The organism is Plesiocystis pacifica SIR-1 (assembly GCF_000170895.1).
Classification (GTDB): domain Bacteria; phylum Myxococcota_A; class Polyangia; order Nannocystales; family Nannocystaceae; genus Plesiocystis; species Plesiocystis pacifica.
In genome coordinates this window covers 10001-25645 of the sequence record NZ_ABCS01000069.1, presented here as the reverse complement: position 1 = coordinate 25645, position 15645 = coordinate 10001, and the positions used below count along the sequence as shown (strand labels likewise).

The 15645-nt window shown below is 70.4% G+C and carries 17 protein-coding genes and 2 rRNA genes (1 of these 19 running past the window's edge); 16 read left to right on the top strand and 3 right to left on the bottom strand.

From position 1 onward, the window contains the following. Nucleotides 1-11 precede the first annotated feature (11 nt). Complete coding sequence (locus PPSIR1_RS28155; protein WP_157596060.1) at nucleotides 12-881, top strand: lysophospholipid acyltransferase family protein; 870 nt, start codon at nucleotides 12-14, stop codon at nucleotides 879-881. A 102-nt stretch (nucleotides 882-983) separates the two neighbouring features. Beyond that, nucleotides 984-1715: a peptide-methionine (S)-S-oxide reductase MsrA gene (gene msrA, locus PPSIR1_RS44040; protein WP_006974598.1), complete on the top strand. Its 732-nt coding sequence runs from the start codon at nucleotides 984-986 to the stop codon at nucleotides 1713-1715. Nucleotides 1716-1727: 12 nt separating this feature from the next. Here msrA and PPSIR1_RS28145 read toward each other — a convergent pair whose 3' ends face one another. Next, on the bottom strand, nucleotides 1728-2951 hold the full coding sequence (locus PPSIR1_RS28145; protein WP_006974597.1) for an NAD(P)/FAD-dependent oxidoreductase: 1224 nt from the start codon (nucleotides 2949-2951) through the stop codon (nucleotides 1728-1730). Between the two features lie 68 nt (nucleotides 2952-3019). Between PPSIR1_RS28145 and PPSIR1_RS28140 the strand changes: the two genes are divergently transcribed. The 14 genes from PPSIR1_RS28140 (at nucleotide 3020) to PPSIR1_RS44035 (ending at nucleotide 15164) form a co-directional block, all read left to right on the top strand. Further along, the gene (locus PPSIR1_RS28140) at nucleotides 3020-3640 is read left to right on the top strand and encodes a hypothetical protein (RefSeq protein WP_006974596.1); all 621 of its coding nucleotides are present in this window, start codon (nucleotides 3020-3022) and stop codon (nucleotides 3638-3640) included. Next, nucleotides 3637-4635: an HTTM domain-containing protein gene (locus PPSIR1_RS28135; protein WP_006974595.1), complete on the top strand. Its 999-nt coding sequence runs from the start codon at nucleotides 3637-3639 to the stop codon at nucleotides 4633-4635. The genes PPSIR1_RS28140 and PPSIR1_RS28135 overlap by 4 nt, the downstream gene beginning before the upstream one ends. A gap of 165 nt (nucleotides 4636-4800) precedes the next feature. Continuing rightward, nucleotides 4801-5211 (top strand): hypothetical protein, encoded by a 411-nt coding sequence (locus tag PPSIR1_RS28130; protein ID WP_006974594.1) that lies wholly within the window; start codon nucleotides 4801-4803, stop codon nucleotides 5209-5211. Nucleotides 5212-5249: 38 nt separating this feature from the next. Continuing rightward, complete coding sequence (locus PPSIR1_RS28125) at nucleotides 5250-5927, top strand: DUF4178 domain-containing protein (RefSeq protein WP_006974593.1); 678 nt, start codon at nucleotides 5250-5252, stop codon at nucleotides 5925-5927. A 9-nt stretch (nucleotides 5928-5936) separates the two neighbouring features. Continuing rightward, complete coding sequence (locus tag PPSIR1_RS28120; protein ID WP_006974592.1) at nucleotides 5937-7247, top strand: DUF4178 domain-containing protein; 1311 nt, start codon at nucleotides 5937-5939, stop codon at nucleotides 7245-7247. Nucleotides 7248-7251: 4 nt separating this feature from the next. Beyond that, nucleotides 7252-7446 carry a hypothetical protein gene (locus PPSIR1_RS28115; protein WP_006974591.1) on the top strand — a complete coding sequence of 65 codons (195 nt, stop codon included), beginning with the start codon at nucleotides 7252-7254 and terminating at the stop codon, nucleotides 7444-7446. A gap of 2 nt (nucleotides 7447-7448) precedes the next feature. After that, complete coding sequence (locus PPSIR1_RS28110) at nucleotides 7449-7679, top strand: DUF350 domain-containing protein (RefSeq protein WP_006974590.1); 231 nt, start codon at nucleotides 7449-7451, stop codon at nucleotides 7677-7679. A gap of 3 nt (nucleotides 7680-7682) precedes the next feature. Continuing rightward, on the top strand, nucleotides 7683-9365 hold the full coding sequence (locus tag PPSIR1_RS28105; protein ID WP_006974589.1) for a polyamine aminopropyltransferase: 1683 nt from the start codon (nucleotides 7683-7685) through the stop codon (nucleotides 9363-9365). A 2-nt stretch (nucleotides 9366-9367) separates the two neighbouring features. Then, the gene (locus PPSIR1_RS28100) at nucleotides 9368-11029 is read left to right on the top strand and encodes an FAD-dependent oxidoreductase (RefSeq protein WP_198154634.1); all 1662 of its coding nucleotides are present in this window, start codon (nucleotides 9368-9370) and stop codon (nucleotides 11027-11029) included. Nucleotides 11030-11037: 8 nt separating this feature from the next. Next, nucleotides 11038-12159 carry a hypothetical protein gene (locus PPSIR1_RS28095; protein ID WP_053335434.1) on the top strand — a complete coding sequence of 374 codons (1122 nt, stop codon included), beginning with the start codon at nucleotides 11038-11040 and terminating at the stop codon, nucleotides 12157-12159. A 143-nt stretch (nucleotides 12160-12302) separates the two neighbouring features. Continuing rightward, entirely contained in the window at nucleotides 12303-12794 is a 492-nt protein-coding gene (locus tag PPSIR1_RS28090; protein WP_006974586.1) for a hypothetical protein, read from the top strand. Nucleotides 12795-12844: 50 nt separating this feature from the next. Next, complete coding sequence (locus PPSIR1_RS28085) at nucleotides 12845-13981, top strand: hypothetical protein (RefSeq protein WP_157596058.1); 1137 nt, start codon at nucleotides 12845-12847, stop codon at nucleotides 13979-13981. 274 nt (nucleotides 13982-14255) lie between these two features. Next, nucleotides 14256-14582, top strand: coding sequence for a hypothetical protein (locus PPSIR1_RS50865; protein ID WP_006974584.1), 327 nt, complete (start codon nucleotides 14256-14258; stop codon nucleotides 14580-14582). Between the two features lie 21 nt (nucleotides 14583-14603). Then, entirely contained in the window at nucleotides 14604-15164 is a 561-nt protein-coding gene (locus PPSIR1_RS44035; protein ID WP_006974583.1) for a phage tail protein, read from the top strand. 154 nt (nucleotides 15165-15318) lie between these two features. Here PPSIR1_RS44035 and rrf read toward each other — a convergent pair. Beyond that, nucleotides 15319-15435: ribosomal RNA gene (gene rrf, locus PPSIR1_RS28070) — 5S ribosomal RNA — on the bottom strand. Nucleotides 15436-15633: 198 nt separating this feature from the next. Next, nucleotides 15634-15645: ribosomal RNA gene (locus tag PPSIR1_RS28065) — 23S ribosomal RNA — on the bottom strand; it runs 2923 nt beyond the window's last position.

Below are 15645 nucleotides of genomic sequence, written 5' to 3'. Positions count from 1 at the left end.
ATCGTCTCCCTGTGCCCCGTTCTGGACGCCCGGGACGCCTCGCAGGCCACCTGTCGGGTCGGTTGTTCGACGACCCCGAGGTCGCCGCGCAGATCGAGCGCCTGCCCATCGAGTTCAACGGCTACGGCGTCGACCCCTTCGGCGTCTCGCGGCGCTCGCTGCTGCGCTTTTACTCGACCCTCGCGCCCATCTATCGCCGCTACCTCAAGGTCTCGGTGTTCGGCGGCGAGCACGTCCCGGCGCGCTCTCGGGGCCTGATCATCGGCAACCACTCGGGCGGCATCGGCATGGACGCGCTGATGCTCTTCCACGCCCTGCTCGTCAACGAGCCCCCGCGCCTGGCCCACGCCATGGCCGAGTACTTCTTCAGCACCACCCCCTTCGCGGGGATGATGCTCAACCGCGTCGGGCACCTGACCGGCCTGCCCCAGCACGCCAAGCTGCTGCTCGAGGCCGAGCGCCTGGTCGTCGCCTTCCCCGAGGGCACCCGCGGCGCGCTCAAGCCCTACAGCAAGGCCTACCAGCTCCAGCGCTTCGGCACGGGCTTCATGCGCCTGGCCCTGCGCCACCGCGCGCCGATCGTGCCCTTCGCGTTCATCGGCGCCGAGGAGGCCTTCCCGATCCTCACCCACCTCGAGCTGACCTCGAAGCTGCTCGGCACCCCGCCCCTGCCCATCGCCCCGCAGCTGGCCCTGTGGCCCCTGCCGGTCAGCTGCCAGATCCACTTCGGCGAGCCCATGGTCTTCCCCGGGGACGGCCGGGAGACCGAGGCCGTCATCGACAGCTACGTCGAGGAGGTCCGCGAAGCCATCGCGGGGCTCATCGACCGCGGGCTGTCCATGCGCCCGCGCCCGTTCACGACCAGCCGCGTAGAAGAGTAGTCGAGTAGTGGAGTAGGCGTGAACCGGCCTCTGACGCGCCCTGACGGCGTCCAGGGGGGTCACGGGTGAAACTCCCTCGGGCCTGCGGCATAGACTCGGTACATGTCCGCCTCGACCTCGCCCCGACGCACGACGAGCGCCGCCCTGGCAGCGCTCCTGGCCATCCCCCTGGCGACGACCCTGGCCTGCTCGCCCAGCGCCGACGCGCCCACGACGACCGCGCCGAGCACCGACGCCGACGCCTCCCCGAGCGCCCCGGCCGACGCCGAGGCCGACGCCAAGCCCGAGGGGCCCGGCAAGGCCGTCATCAAGGACGCGCCCTTCGACGTCTCCGCCGTCGAGGCCGCAGGCGGCGTGGCCTACTTCGCCGGCGGCTGCTTTTGGGGCGTCGAGCACTTCCTCGAGCAGATCGACGGCGTGCTCCGGGTCGAGTCGGGCTACATGGGCGGGCACGTCGACTCGCCCAGCTACCAGGACGTGCTGACCCACGAGTCCGGGCACTACGAGGCCGTGCGCGTCTACTTCGACCCGGCCAAGGTCAACTACGAGGTCGTCGCCAAGCGCTTCTTCGAGATCCACGACCCCACCCAGGCCAACGGCCAGGGCCCGGACATCGGGCCGCAGTACCGCTCGGCGGTGTTCGTGACCGGGGACGAGCAGCGGACCGTGACCGAGGGGCTGATCGAGCGCCTCAAGGCCCGGGACTACGCGGTGGTGACCGAGGTCCTGCCCGCCGCGACCTTCTGGCCGGCGGAGGAGTACCACCAAAATTATTACGCGCGGAAGGGCGACACGCCCTACTGCCACGCCCCGGTCGACCGCTTCGGGGACTAACTCGAAGGTTGATCAGGGCCCGCGCTCGAGCGCTGGCAGGCGCGCTCGGGTGGCCCTTGGCATGCGCGCGACGGGCAACAAGAACAGCCGCCACAGCGTCTCGGTCAGCGTCCACCCGATCATCGTCGACTTCATCACGCCCCAGCGTACGGACCCGAGGCTGAGCGCCCAGTGGACCCGCGCCGGGTTGCGATCGAGGATCTCGGCGAAGCTCGTCCAGGCCCGCAGGTCCCGGTCGATGGGCGCCCGCAGCCGAGCAAAGCGCGACGCCATCGCGGCCGCGCTGCGGCCCGCCTCGACCTCGGCGATGGTCTGCGCCGCCGCCTGCCCGCTGGCGATGGCGTAGAAGATGCCCTCGCCAAACATCGGCTCGGCCAGGCCGCCCGCGTCGCCGACGAGGAAGGCCCCGTCGGTCCGGGGCGCGCGGTCCTGGCCGCTCACGGGCACGCGCCAGCCGACGATGTCCCGGGTCTCGAGGGTCTGGTCCAAGCGCGCGCGCACGAACTCGACGAGGGAGGCCTTGAGGCCCTTGACCGAGCCGCGGGCGTAGATGCCGACGTTGAGGTGGTCGCCCTTGGGGAAGATCCACGCGTAGCCCCGGGGCACGTAGTCCAGGCGCATCTCCATGGCGAAGCGCAGGGGATCGTCGATGGGCACCTCGGCCTCGACGGCGGCGGCGAAGCTGTCGCGCGCGTGGTGCCCGGCGGCGCGCCCGAGCAGCTTGGCGCTCACGCCGTTGGCCCCGTCGGCGCCGATGAAGTAGCGCGCGGTGTAGTGGGCGTCCTCGGTGCGCAGCGACCAGCCTTCGTTGGCGCCCCCCTCGGAGCCCCCCTCGGAGCCCAGCCGGGCGAGCTCGCGGACCTTGCCGTTGCGCTCGAAGGTCACCCCCGCGGCGGCCTTGGTCTGCTCGAGGCAGTAGGCGTCCAGGCGCGAGCGCACGGTCATCGCTACGATCGGCATGGGCTTGGCCGGCCACGCGCCCATGCGCGTGGCCTCGTTCATGCCCAGGCCGAGCATCCAGTCGTCGGCGACGCGCTCGATGACCGGGGTGATCGAGTAGCGCAGCGCCGACACCGTGCGCATGGTCAGCCCGCCCGCGCAGGGCTTGGGCCGGGGAAATTCGTGCTTGTCGAGCAAGCGCACGCTCAGGCCCGCCGCCGCCAGGTCATAGGCCGCGGCGCAGCCGGCTGGTCCGGCGCCGAGGATCAACACGTCGCTGTGGCGAGCGGAGCTCATGGGCTGCGGGCGACGATGCCCGCTGACGGTTTGATTCGCAACAAAGGACGGGGGACCATCGACCGACGGTGAGCGCGACGACCCCCACTCCGACCGACGAGCCCCCCGCGCCCGAGGCCCCTGGCCCCGAGGCGATCGCTGAGCGCTTCGCGCCGCGCTGGCGCGATCGCCTGGCGGTGGCTGGCTTCATCCTCGTATTGCTGATCCCCATGGGCATGCGGGCCACCCTCCAGCGCGGGCTGCCCGGCAACTGGGTATTGGCCAAGCTGCACAACATTGCCTGCCTGTTCCCCCGCAAGCCCCAGGGGTGGAGCAGCTACTACATCCAGGCGCGCTTCGCCGACGGCGTGCGCTGGGAGACCCTCGACCAGGCCGAGCTCTTTCCCATGCAGCCCTTCGGCCGCCGGACCCGCTACCACCGATTGATGGTCGACTGGGGCGCGAAGGCCGGGCCGCGGACCGAGGAGCTCGCGCGCTGGGTCGTGCTCGAGTGGATGGCGCGGCACCCCGACGAGGCGCCCCCGGAGAAGGTCCGCTTCAGCCGCACCTGGATCATCCCCGAGCCCGGCGACCCCCCGCCCGAAAAAGGCTGGAGCCACCCGCGCTGGGAGGAGGTCCCCGCTCGCCGCCGCCGGGTCATCGCTACCTACGCGGTCGCCGAGCTGTTCGCCGAGGAGGCCCAGCCGTGACCGCCGTGACCGCCGTGGCCGAGCGATGGCAGCGCTTTTGGCACGCGCCCGTCGACCCCCTGCCCTTCGTCGCCTTCCGCCAGGCCTGGGCCTGGTCCATGCTGATCTACTTCGCCGCCTGGGCCCGGTTCGCGCCGGAGTGGCTGACGAGCGCGGGCTACCACCCCTCGGCCGCCGTCGACCCACGCAACGCCCCCGGCGTCCCGCTGATCCCCGAGGCCTGGCTGCCCGTCGTCGGGGTGATCTTCTTTGGCGCCCTCGGGGCGCTGATCCTCGGCTTCGCGCGCAAGCCCGCGCTGTGGGTGCTGGTCGTCAGCGCCGTCTACGTGTTGATGGTCGATCCCATCGCGGCCTTCACCATCAACCGCCTGTTCGTCATCGGCCTGTTCATCCTGGCGATCGCCCCCGACCCCCAACCGGTCTCCACACCCCATCGTGGGCCGGATTCAAAACCGGACAGTGGGCCGATTGCGGATGGGGACTCAATGGCTACACAAGTAGCGGACTCGACGGCAACTAAAGTTTCCAGCCCCGAGCCCCTCCCCCACCTCCAGCGCGCCTGGCCGACCCGCATGCTGCAGGTCCTGGTGGTCGCCCAGTACTTCGCCTCGGGCCTGTGCAAGATCATCAACGGTGACTGGCTAGACGCCGATGACATCCTGTGGATGCAGGTTCAGGGCATCTACATGACCGACGCCACGGCCTGGATGCTGCGCCACTTCCCGCACTGGGTGTGGGGTGTGCTCGAGGCGCTCGCCCTGTGGTTCGAGCTCCTCGCGCCCTTGTTGTTCGGAATTCGTCGACTCTGGCCTGTGGCGCTTTGCCTCGGTATTGGGCTGCATGTGGTCGTCGCAATCACGATGGATCAGCTGATCTATTTCAGCCTACAAATGTGCTGCTTTTATCTGCTGTTCATTCCGCCCGAGTGGATCCGGCGGCTGCGGCTGTTTCATCGCCCTTCGGAGCACCCCGAGCCCCCCGCGCTCGGCACCTGATCGCAACCACGCTCCGAGCGCGCTCGGGCCGATCCCGCCCCGAGCGGGGCATGGGGCGAAATGCTGCGCTGGGCTCGAGCCCGCGCGCGCGCTGGCCAGGGCTGGACGCCGCACTAGAGTCTTCCCATGGCGACTCGGTCGAGGGATTGGGCGACGAAGGTGCGGGTGGCGCTCGACCAGCGCGATCGCGGAGACGCTCTGGACACCTGGCACCACGCCCAGGTCCACTGGGACCGACTGCGCAGGGACGTCGAGGAGGCCCTCGAGGGTCTGCGCCAGATCGCCGAGCGGCACCGCGGGACCCTCAGCCGCCGCGACCATGGCACCCACGTCCCCGTCGCCATCGAGCTCTACCCGCCGCCGACCAAGCGCCCGCGAAACCGCGCCTTCCCGGGGGGGCTGCTGCTCGTGGTCGTCGAGGAGTGCTCGCTGCACGTCCGCGTGACAGCCCGGGACTTTGGCCGGCGCAAGGTCGAGATCACCGATCAGACCGGGCGCAAGCTGGGAAGCGACCTCGAGTTCGCCATCCGCTTGTGGATGGTCCAGCACGTGGGCGTTCGCCCAGGATCGCGCTGAGCACCCCCTCCGGCGCTGTGGCATAGTCAGCCCAGCGCATGAGCGAGCAGATCTTCTGCCCCGAGTGCGGGGCGCCCATCCAGTTCCGCGGGACCGCGGTCTCGGCGGTCTGCGAGTACTGCAACAGCACCGTCGTGCGCACGAGCGTGGACGTCGAGCTGGTCGGCAAGGTCAGCGCCCTCGTCGACAACGGCAGCCCGGTCCTGCTCCACTCCAAGGGCCGCTTTGACAGCGTGCCCTTCGTCGTCGACGGCCGCCTGCAGGTCGAGTACGAGCGCGGGACCTGGAACGAGTGGTTCTTGAGCTTCGCCGACGGCACGACGGGCTGGCTCGCCGACGCCCAGGGCCACTTCTCGATCACCCGGCCCATCGACCCCAACCAGGTCGCGGGGCGCATCCCGGGCTACGCCGACTTCGCCATCGGCCACGAGTACCGCGTCGCCGGCCGACCCCTGGTCGCCGTCGATCGCCGGGGCGCGGCCTACGTGGGCGCCGAGGGCATGCTGCCCTTCGCCGCCGCCCCGGGCATGCGCTTTTGGAGCGTGGACCTGCGCGGCTACGGCGGGGAGTTCGTGACCCTCGACTGGGGCACCGACCCCCGCGACCCCGCGCCCCAGCCCTACTTTGGCCGCGCCGTCCGCCTGGCCGAGGTCGGCCTCTTCCCCCTTCGACGCTTCGCCGGCTGGGCCCCCGCCAAGCCGCCGGCTGCCAGCTGAGTCGCTGCCATGAACGCCCCGCCGCCGACCAAGCTGTTCCGCGAAGAGGCCCAAGCCGGCGCCATCGAGTGCCCGGCCTGCGGCGCCCCGATCACCCTGCGGGGCTTCGGCGGCGCCGAGCAGGTCGCGTGCAGCTACTGCGGCACGGTCTGCAAGCCCGAGCACGACGGCAACCTCGACATCCTCCAGCGCGCCGAGCGACAGCGCCGGCCCTCGATCCTCCCGCTGCACAAGCGCTGCACCCTCGACGACACCGAGTGGGAGATCATCGGCATCACCTGGCGCGAGGTCGTGTCCATGGGCATGACCTACCCGTGGCAGGAGTTCCTGCTGTTCAACCCCTACGCGGGCTACCGCTGGCTCATCTACCAGATGAGCGACGGCCAGTGGAGCTTCGGCGGGGGCCTCGACGGCGCGGTCAAGGTGGTCTCCGGCCTGCGCCCCGAGGCCACCTGGGAGGGCGACACCTACAAGCACTTCAGCTCCGCCAACGCGCGCACGACCTACGTCGAGGGCGAGTTCCCGTGGCGCGTGCTGGCCAACGACGTCGCCCAGGCCAACGACTACATCTGCCCGCCCAAGCTGGTGTCCATCGAGGTCCAGGCCACCGAGCACGGCCAGGACCTCAACTTCACCCAGATGCGGCCCATCGACGCCAGCGAGGTGTGGCGCGCCTTCCAGATGCCCGGCAACCCGCCGCCGAGCTCTGGCGTGCACCCGGCCGCGCCCAACCCCCACCAGACCTGGTTTTACAAGGCCGCCTTCGTGGTCCTGATGATCCTGTGGCTCGTCGCCGTGGTCGGCTACGTCGGCGGCCGCGACAACGAGGTCGTCTACAACGCGTCCCTGCCCATCGGCGGGAGCGCCACCGAGACCCTCGAGTTCGGCACCCCGGGCGTCGAGACCAACCTCGAGTTCGAGTTCGTCGCCGGCGGCATGACCAACTCCTGGGCCTTCGCCGACGTGCTGCTCGTCGACGCCGAGACCGAGGAGGCCGTGAGCGTCCCCCTCGAGGTCGACGCGTGGAGCGGGGTCGACGACGGCGAGTCGTGGAGCGAGGGCACCAACCCCAAGCGCGTCGTCATCGGCGGGGTCGAGGGCGGCAAGTACATCCTCCAGGTCGCCACCCAGGTCGATCCGGGCACCACCTTCGGCAGCCACAAGGCCAACAGCCTCAACCTCGAGATCAAGCGCGACGTCCCCCTGGGCCGCTACACCATGCTGCCCTTTTTGGTGATCCTCGCCTTCCCGATCGTCAACTTCATCCGCAAGAAATCCTTCGAGAGCCAGCGCTGGTCCACGAGCGACCACGCGGAGTGAGCCCATGAAAGCCATCTACGTCCTGCTCAGCATCGGCGCCCTCGGGCTGCTGTTCATCGAGGCCCCCACCTCCAAGTGGCTCACCAGCACCCCCGAGCGCGGTAAGGTCGAGCGCAAGACCCCGCGCGCGAGCGGCAGCGGCAGCACCGTGCGCGCGCCGATGTTCATCTTCCTGTCGGGCTACCACGGAGGCAAATAGTCATGGCGCTCCTCGCAGAACAACTGGTCAACGTCAACAACATCGTCTCGGCGGCGATCTACTCCGTCCTCGGCCTGCTGATCTTTGGGCTGTTTTGGCTGCTCATCGTGTGGCTGACGCCCTTTTCGATCCGCAAGGAGATCGAGGAAGATCAGAACACCTCGCTGGGCATCATCCTGGGCGCGGTGATCATCGGGATCTCGATGATCATCAGCGCGGCCGTCTCGGGCTGAGCGGTGCTGCCCCCCGAAGGCCCGGCGAGCCCCGCTGACCCCGGGCCGAGCCCCGCGTCTGACCCGGAGCTGGCACCGCCGAGCGCCGCCGGACCCCGCCCCTCGCTGCTGCTGGCCTCCGTGCTCGTGGTCGCGACCTGCGGCCTGGTCTACGAGCTGATCACCGCGACCATGGCCAGCTACCTGCTGGGCGACTCGGTCACCCAGTTCAGCCTGGTCATCGGCGTCTACCTCAGCGCCATGGGCCTGGGCTCCTACCTCAGCCGCTTCGTCGAGCGCGAGCTGGCCACGCGCTTCGTCCACGTCCAGCTGATCATCGCCGTGGTCGGGGGCTTCTCGGCGCCGGCGCTGTTCTTTGGCTTCGGCCTCCTCGACAGCATCCGCCCGCTGCTGTTCGCCATCCTGATCCTCGTCGGCTGCTGCGTCGGCCTCGAGATCCCCCTTTTGATGCGGCTGATGCCCGGCGAGCAGGTGCTCAAGGACCTGGTCGCCCGGGTCCTGGCCTTCGACTACATCGGCGCGCTGCTGGCCAGCATCACCTTCCCCCTGCTGTTCCTGCCGTGGCTGGGCCTGGTGCGCACGAGCTTGATGTTTGGGCTGTTCAACGCCCTGGTCGCGCTGTGGTCGGCGCGGGCCTTTTGGGACCAGCTAAAGCGGCCCCGGCTGATCCTCGCGCAGGGCCTCGTGGTCGCGGCCCTGTGCGGCTCGGGCTTCGCCTTTGGCGACCGCATCGAGACCCTGGGCGAGCGCTCGCTCTACGACGCGCCGGTGATCTTCTCGAAGAAGACCCGCTACCAGCGCCTGACCATCACCCGCTGGAGCGACGACATCCGGCTCTACATCGACGGCAACCTGCAGTTCTCGAGCGCCGACGAGCACCGCTACCACGAGTCCCTGGTCCACCCGGCGTTCGCGGCCCGCGAGCAGTTCGGCGACGCCCCGGCCAAGCGCGTGCTGATCCTCGGGGGCGGCGACGGCCTGGCCGTGCGCGAGCTGCTGCGCTACCCGGAGATCGAGCGCGTGGACCTCGTCGACCTCGACCCGGAGATGACCCGGCTGTTCCGCGAGACGCCGGCCCTGTCCGCCCTCAACCACGGCTCGCTGGCCGACCCGCGCGTGCACGTGCACAACGCCGACGCGATGCGCTGGCTCGAGGAGCACCGCAGCGCGGCCAACTCGGGCGCGGGCGAGCGGGCGAGCTGGGACGTGATCGTCGTCGACCTGCCCGACCCCAACAACCTGTCCCTGGGCAAGCTCTACACCCGCAGCTTCTACCGCCTGGTCCGCTGGGCCCTCGCCCCCGACGGCGTCGCCGTGGTCCAGTCGACCTCGCCCTACCTGTCGCCGCGGGCCTTTTGGTGCATCGTCCAGACCCTCGACGCGGCCGACCTGCACCCGCGCCCCTACCACGCCCACGTGCCCAGCTTTGGCGACTGGGGCTACGCCCTGATCGCCCGCAGCCCCCTCGAGCTGCCCGGCGCCCTGCCGACCCAGCTGCCCCCGGACGAGCGGACCAAGCTGCGCTTTTTGGCCGACGAGCTGGTCCCGAGCCTGTTCGCCTTCCCGGCCGATCAGCGGCCGCCCGAGGGCCTCGAGATCAACCGCCTCGACACCCAGATGCTGGTCCACTACTACGACCGCGATCTGGCCAGCTTCGGGCCCCTGGCCCGCCGCGCGGGGAGTTGAGCTTGGGTGCGTCGGGTGAGTCGGGCCTGAGCCGGCGATCGCTGCTAGCAGGCGCGGGCCTGGGCCTGGCCGCGGGCTGTCGCCAGGCACCGCGCGAGGCGGCTGGACCCGTCGCCCCTGCCTTCGTCGGCCAGAGCCCCGAGCGCGGCCACCTGCTGCGCTCCGCCGAGCTCCTGAGCGCCCCCATCGACGCCCGCGAGCGCGTCGCCGTGGCGATCGTCGGCGGCGGCGTCTCGGGGCTGTGCGCGGCCTGGCAGCTGCGCCGCCGCGGGGTCGAGGACCTCGCCCTGTTCGAGCTCGAGGACAGCCTCGGCGGCACCGCCCGCAGCGGCGCCCTGCCCCGCTCGAGCTACCCCATGGGCGCCCACTACCTGCCCACGCCGCCCCGGGAGCTCGTCGAGCTCCACGCCCTGCTCGAGGACATCGGCGTCATCGTGGGCCGCGAGCACGACGGGCGGCTCGAGTTTCAGTCCACGGCGATCTGCGCGGGGCCCCTCGAGCGCCACTTCGACCCCGAGACCCGGCAGTGGGGCCCAGGCCTGTACCCGAACCTGGGCGAGACCGCGGCCGAGGCCGAGCAGTTCGAGCGCTTTTGGGCCGAGCTCGAGGCCCTCGACGGGCGCCGGGACGCCGGCGGGCGCCTGCACTTTCGCCTGCCCGCGCGGCGCAGCTCGGGGGCGCTGGCCCACCTCGACGGCCAGTCCATGGCCGACTGGCTCGACGCCCGCGGCTACGACAGCTGGCGCCTGCGCTGGTTCGTGGACTACGCCTGCCGCGACGACTACGGCTGCTCCGCCGAGCAGACCTCGGCCTGGGCCGGCCTGCACCACTTCCTCGGCCGGGGCCTGGCCCAAAACCGCGAGGGTCAGCTGCTGACCTTCCCCGGGGGCAACGGCGAGCTCGTCGAGCGCATCGCCGCGCGCGTGGCCCTGGGCGCGCGCCAGCGGCCGGGGCACCTCGTCTACGCCCTCGACCCCGACAAGGGCGAGCTGCGCGTGCGCGACCTGAGCACGCAACGCTCCATCGCCGTGGCGGCCGAGCGCATCCTGTGGGCCGCGCCCCGCTACCTCCTGCCCCACGTGCTCCCGCGCCCCGAGCACGACCCCCTGCTCCCGGACCTGCGCGCGGGCGGCTTTTCCCACGCGCCCTGGCTCGTCGCCAACGTCGAGCTCGCCGAGCACCCCGGGGGCCTGGGCGCGCCCCTTGCCTGGGACAACGTCCCGGTCATCGCCGATCCCAAGGCGCGCAACCTCGGCTACGTCGTCGCCAACCACGGCGACGATCGCCTCGACGCCCACCGGCCCGGGGCCGTGCTGACCTACTACGAGCCCCTGGTCGACGCCGACCCGCGCGAGGCTCGGGCCCGCCTGCTCGCCGGCGACGCGGCGCAGTGGGGCGAGCACGTCCTGCGCAGCCTCGAGGCCATGCACCCGACGATCCGCGCCCAGGTCCGCGGGCTGCACGTGCACCGCTGGGGCCACGCGATGGTCCGACCCACGCCCGGGCTATTGTTCGGCGGAGTGCTCGAGCGGGCCCGCGCGCCCCTGGGCGAGGGCGGACGCGTGCGCGCTTGCGCCACGGACGTCGGCGGCCTGCCGCTGTTCGAAGAGGCCTTCTACGCCGCCACCGAGGCCGCCGACTGGGCCGCGGAGCGCCTGGGATGAGCGCTGGCATGAAGCCGCGCTGGATCGTCTCGCCAGCCTTCGATCTGGGCTGGTTCGTGCTCCCCGGCCTGCTCGCCCTCCTCGTCGGCGTGGCCGTGGGTCTGGGCCTCCCGCCGAGCGAAGGCGAGAGCCTCGGGCTGTGGATCGTCGGGGTCGTGCTCGTCGATGTCGCCCACGTGTGGGCCTCGCTCTACCGCACCTACCTCGACCCCGAGGCCCGACGCCTGCACGGCAACCTGCTCCGCGCCGCGCCCGTGCTCGCCTTCGTCCTCGCCTTCGTGGCCCACGCCGTCTCGCCCGCGCTGTTTTGGACGGTGCTCGCCTACGTCGCGGTGTTCCACTTCATCAAGCAGCAAGAGGGCTTCGCGCTGCTCTACCTGCGCGCCGAGGCCCTCTCGCGTCGGCGCGCCTCCTCCGACTCCGGCGACGACTCCGGCGACGGGGCCAAGCTCGACCGCCGACTGACCCGAGCGGCGATCTGGGCGGGCACGGCCGCCCCCGTGCTGTGGTGGCACGCCCACCTCCCGCGGCGCTTCGCCTGGTTCATGGACGGGGACTTCATCCCGGGAGCGCCCGAGCTCGTCGGCCAAATCGCCCTCGGCGTCGAGGCCCTCGTGCTCGCTGCGTTCGCGCTCCGGCGCGTGCAGCTGCGCGTGCGCGGCGAGGGGGCCCACCCCATGGTCGACGCCCTCGTCGCGCTCACGGCCGCGAGCTGGACCCTGGGCATCGTGGCCTTCGACGACGATCGCGTGTTCACGCTGACCAACGTCTTCCTCCACGGCGTGCCCTACTTCGCCCTGGTCTGGGTCGCCGGCGGGCGCGAGCGGGTCGAGGCAGGCCTGGGGCGAGCGCGCGCCCCCCTGGTCCTCGCCCTCGCCTTCTACGGCCTGCTCGCGCTCCTCGCCGTGACCGAGGAGACGCTGTGGGACCGTTTGGTGTGGCACGACCACGAGTCCCTGTTTGGCGTCGGCGGCCTGGAGCTCGGCGAGCTCGGCATGGCCCTGGTCGTCGCCGCGCTGACCCTGCCCCAGGCCACCCACTACGTCCTCGATCGCTACATCTGGCGCAGCGGCCCCGACAGCAACAACCCGCGCCTGGCCGCGCAGCTCAACCTCGAGTCCCGCCCCTGAGGGTCCCTGCCCACGACTCGGCGGGGCGATGCATCCTGCAACACGCCCTCCGAGCGGCGCAGAATGCCGCCTAGACCCTGTTCCGCGCCCGATCTCGACTCTTGCTGCGCCGCGGTGTCCCTCAGTGCTTCCATGGACGGGTCGTGTCCCGCTTCTCTCTCCTCGCCCTCCTCCTCCCCACTTTGGCCCTCACCCTGGGGGCGGCCGCCGGCTGCTCCGAAGACGAGGGCGCGGCCCTCAAGCCCACCGGCGGGGTGTGGACCTACGAGGAGACCGAGGCCGTCCAAAACAGCTGCTCCATGGATCTGCAGCTCGATCCCCTGACCGTGTTTCTCCTCGACGACGACCCCGGCGACACCTTCGAGGTCAAAGCCTACGAGCGCGACATCGAGTGCGTGGTCAGTGGCTACGACTTCGACTGCGCCCCGACGATCATCCACACGGCCGATCTCGCGCCCGCCTTCTCGGCCGTGCTGCCCTTCGAGGTCACCTACGACGGGACCTTCGACTCCGAGGTCGCGGGTAGCGGGACCGAGACCGTCCGGGTCACCTGCACCGGAGACGACTGCGCCCTGCTCGGGGACGCGGTCCCGTGCCAAATCATCACGCGCTTCGACATCGAGTACGACGGTTGAATCACAGCCACGCTCCCCCGCGAGCTGCGCGGGCTTGCTAGAGTCCCGCCGTGAACCGACAGACCCGCACTCGCGCATCGATGCTCGTCCTCGCAGGCGCCCTGGCCCTGGGCTCGGGGCTCGCCTGTGACCTCCAGCTCCCGACCGGGACCACCAACGCCGGCGGCGCGGCGAATGCCGTGGCCAAGGGCGCCGCCTCGGCGAGCTGCCCCGAGTGGGCCTCGGGCAAGATGATCGGCGGCAGCTTCACCTCCGACGCCGAGCTCAACGCGGACATCGCCGCGTTCATGCAGGCGAGCGCGGACATCTCGACCCTCGCCGACTCCTCCTACAAGGCCGTGGCCAAGGCCTGCGTCAACATGGCCGCGGATCTGGGCATCCCCGGCGACCAGATCAAGCCCAAGGACGGCGACGCGGCGACCCCCGCGTGCAACGCGGTGTCGGCCAAGATCGGCCAGATCATCAAGGCCAACGCGGCGGTCAAGGTCAACTACACCCCGCCCAGCTGCCAGATGGACGCCAACTTCAAGGCCCAGTGCGAGGCCGAGTGCGGCGTCGAGGTCGACCCCGGCAAGGTCGTCGCCGAGTGCGAGCCGGCCCGGCTCTCGGGCTACTGCGAGGGCACCTGCGGCGGCCGCTGCGAGGGCACCTGTGAGGGCAGCTGCCAGGGCGAGTGCTCCGCCAAGGACGCCCAGGGCAACTGCATCGGCGAGTGCAAGGGCACCTGCTCCGGGCAGTGCTCGGCCACCTGCCACGCCAAGTGCACCGGCGAGTGGAAGGCCCCGCACTGCGAGGTCGAGGTCCAAAAGTCCCAGGTCAAGGCCGAGTGCTCCGCCAACTGCGAGGCCAACGCCAACGTCCGCGCCAGCTGCAAGCCCCCCGTCGTCGACGTCCAGGCCCAGGCCCAGGCCGACGCCATGAAGGCCCTGACCGCCACCCTCAGCAAGAACCTGCCCGCCCTGCTCCAGGCCCAGGTCCGCATCGGCAAGCAGCTGTCCAGCGACATCAAGATCGTCATCGCCTCGGGCAAGCGCCTCAAGGGTCAGATGAGCGGCGCCGGGGCCAAGGCCGTCACCTGCGTCGGACAGGCCGTCAACGCCATGGCCTCGGCGAGCGTCAAGCTCAACGTCAGCGTCAAGGCCAGCGCCAGCGTCAGCGGCAAGGTCGGCGCCAAGGCTGGCACCTGAGCCTGGTCTCGCTTTAGACAGCTCTCTCGTAGTCGACCCCCGAGCGGCCTCGCCCTCGGGGGTCTTTGCGTCTCAGCGACTTTTTGCTCCTCGGCCGTGATCCCCACCGGGGCTCGCTACTCTATGGGGCCGTACGAGTGGGGCTGAGCCTCGAAGGTTGGTGAGGACGCGAGCAATGGGCCCGCGGCTCGCCTTCGCGGTCAAACGCGGCCTCACGCCAATGAAAGGACAGACGATGAATGAATGGAACGACGCATTCCGAAGGCGAATACGAATGACGACACTCGCGGCATCCCTCACCCTAGCGCTCTCGGCCAGCGCGAGCGCCTGCTCGGACGACGTGACGCCCTCCCAGGGTGAGACCGAGTCTGAGACCCAGTCCGGCTCGACCACCACGGGCGATGACGAGGTCGGCTCGACCACCGAGAATGACGAGTCGAGCTCGGACGGCGAGTCCGAGTCGGAGTCCACGAGCGACTCCGAGTCCAGCTCGAGCTCCGAATCCGACTCGAGCGCCGACACCGAATCCTCCGACTCCGGCTCCGCCGGCTGCCCGCCGCTGTTCGGTCAAGGCCAATTCGGATGCAGCCAGTACCCCTGACCCCCACCAAGGACAAGAACGATGAACGACGAGACCAACGAAAACACCCTCTCGACCCCCACCTGGACGAAGCGTCGGCTCTACCGCCTGCTCGCTCCTTGCGCGCTGCTCGGCAGCATCGCGCTCTCGCCCATGCTCGCCCGCGCCCTCGACAAGCCCTACGCCGACTTCGACACCGGCGAGCTCATCGAGGCCGAGCCCTTCAACGCGATGCTGACCGAGCTCTACGAGCGGGCCACGCCTACGGGCGGCATCATCTTGTGGTCGGGGCCCCTCGACGCGATCCCAGCCGGTTGGGCCCTGTGTGATGGCAGCGTACTCGAGGACCCTCTCGATCCGGAGGCGGAGCCCTTCGTGACCCCGAACCTCACCGACCGCTTCGTGGTCGGCGCGGGCGCGAGCTACTGCCGGCCGAGGTCGGCGGGGCGAACGAGGTTACCCTCGCCGTCGAAGAGATTCCGGCTCACGATCACAGCTACGCCCACGCGTCTAGCGCGGGCGTGTGGGACATCTGGGGAGTCGCGCCCTGGCCCGCTCCCCCTGCACAACCCATCGCAGGCATCAACCACAGCACCCAGCTGACCAGCTCGACCGGAGGCAACAGCGCCCACGAAAACCGGCCGCCCTACTACGCCCTCGCCTACATCGTGAAGCTCCCGCCGGAGTGGAGCTTCTGATCGGCTGAGGACCGACGAACCAATAAAAGAAGCCCCGGACCTTTCGGTCCGGGGCATAGATCTGGCGGCGACTTACTCTCCCACAGGGTGGCCCCTGCAGTACCATCAGCGCTGGAGGGCTTGACTACCGAGTTCGGGATGGGATCGGGTATGGCCCCTCCGCCATGACCACCAGAAAACATTCAGTAGGCTCGACAGCTCCAAAGAGCTAGCGCCTACCGGGCGACCGAGTACGTCAGACTCTCCGCGCACCGTCCCTTCCAGGACAGCGGGAGAATCCACCGTAGCTTTCAACTTGCACATTTCCGTGTAAGGCGTGTGTCGCTCGGAACCTCGAATCCGACTGCTACCCAAGACGGGTCTACAGACTTATTCGGGCCAAGCCG

Bases quoted from the DNA above. Each gene is read 5' to 3' on its own strand.
- msrA (WP_006974598.1), top strand. From the start codon at position 984: ATGTCCGCCTCGACCTCGCCCCGACGCACGACGAGCGCCGCCCTGGCA.
- PPSIR1_RS28145 (WP_006974597.1), bottom strand. From the start codon at position 2,951: ATGAGCTCCGCTCGCCACAGCGACGTGTTGATCCTCGGCGCCGGACCA.
- PPSIR1_RS28125 (WP_006974593.1), top strand. From the start codon at position 5,250: ATGAGCGAGCAGATCTTCTGCCCCGAGTGCGGGGCGCCCATCCAGTTC.
- PPSIR1_RS28120 (WP_006974592.1), top strand. From the start codon at position 5,937: ATGAACGCCCCGCCGCCGACCAAGCTGTTCCGCGAAGAGGCCCAAGCC.
- PPSIR1_RS28115 (WP_006974591.1), top strand. From the start codon at position 7,252: ATGAAAGCCATCTACGTCCTGCTCAGCATCGGCGCCCTCGGGCTGCTG.
- PPSIR1_RS28110 (WP_006974590.1), top strand. From the start codon at position 7,449: ATGGCGCTCCTCGCAGAACAACTGGTCAACGTCAACAACATCGTCTCG.
- PPSIR1_RS28095 (WP_053335434.1), top strand. From the start codon at position 11,038: ATGAAGCCGCGCTGGATCGTCTCGCCAGCCTTCGATCTGGGCTGGTTC.
- PPSIR1_RS50865 (WP_006974584.1), top strand. From the start codon at position 14,256: ATGACGACACTCGCGGCATCCCTCACCCTAGCGCTCTCGGCCAGCGCG.
- PPSIR1_RS44035 (WP_006974583.1), top strand. From the start codon at position 14,604: ATGAACGACGAGACCAACGAAAACACCCTCTCGACCCCCACCTGGACG.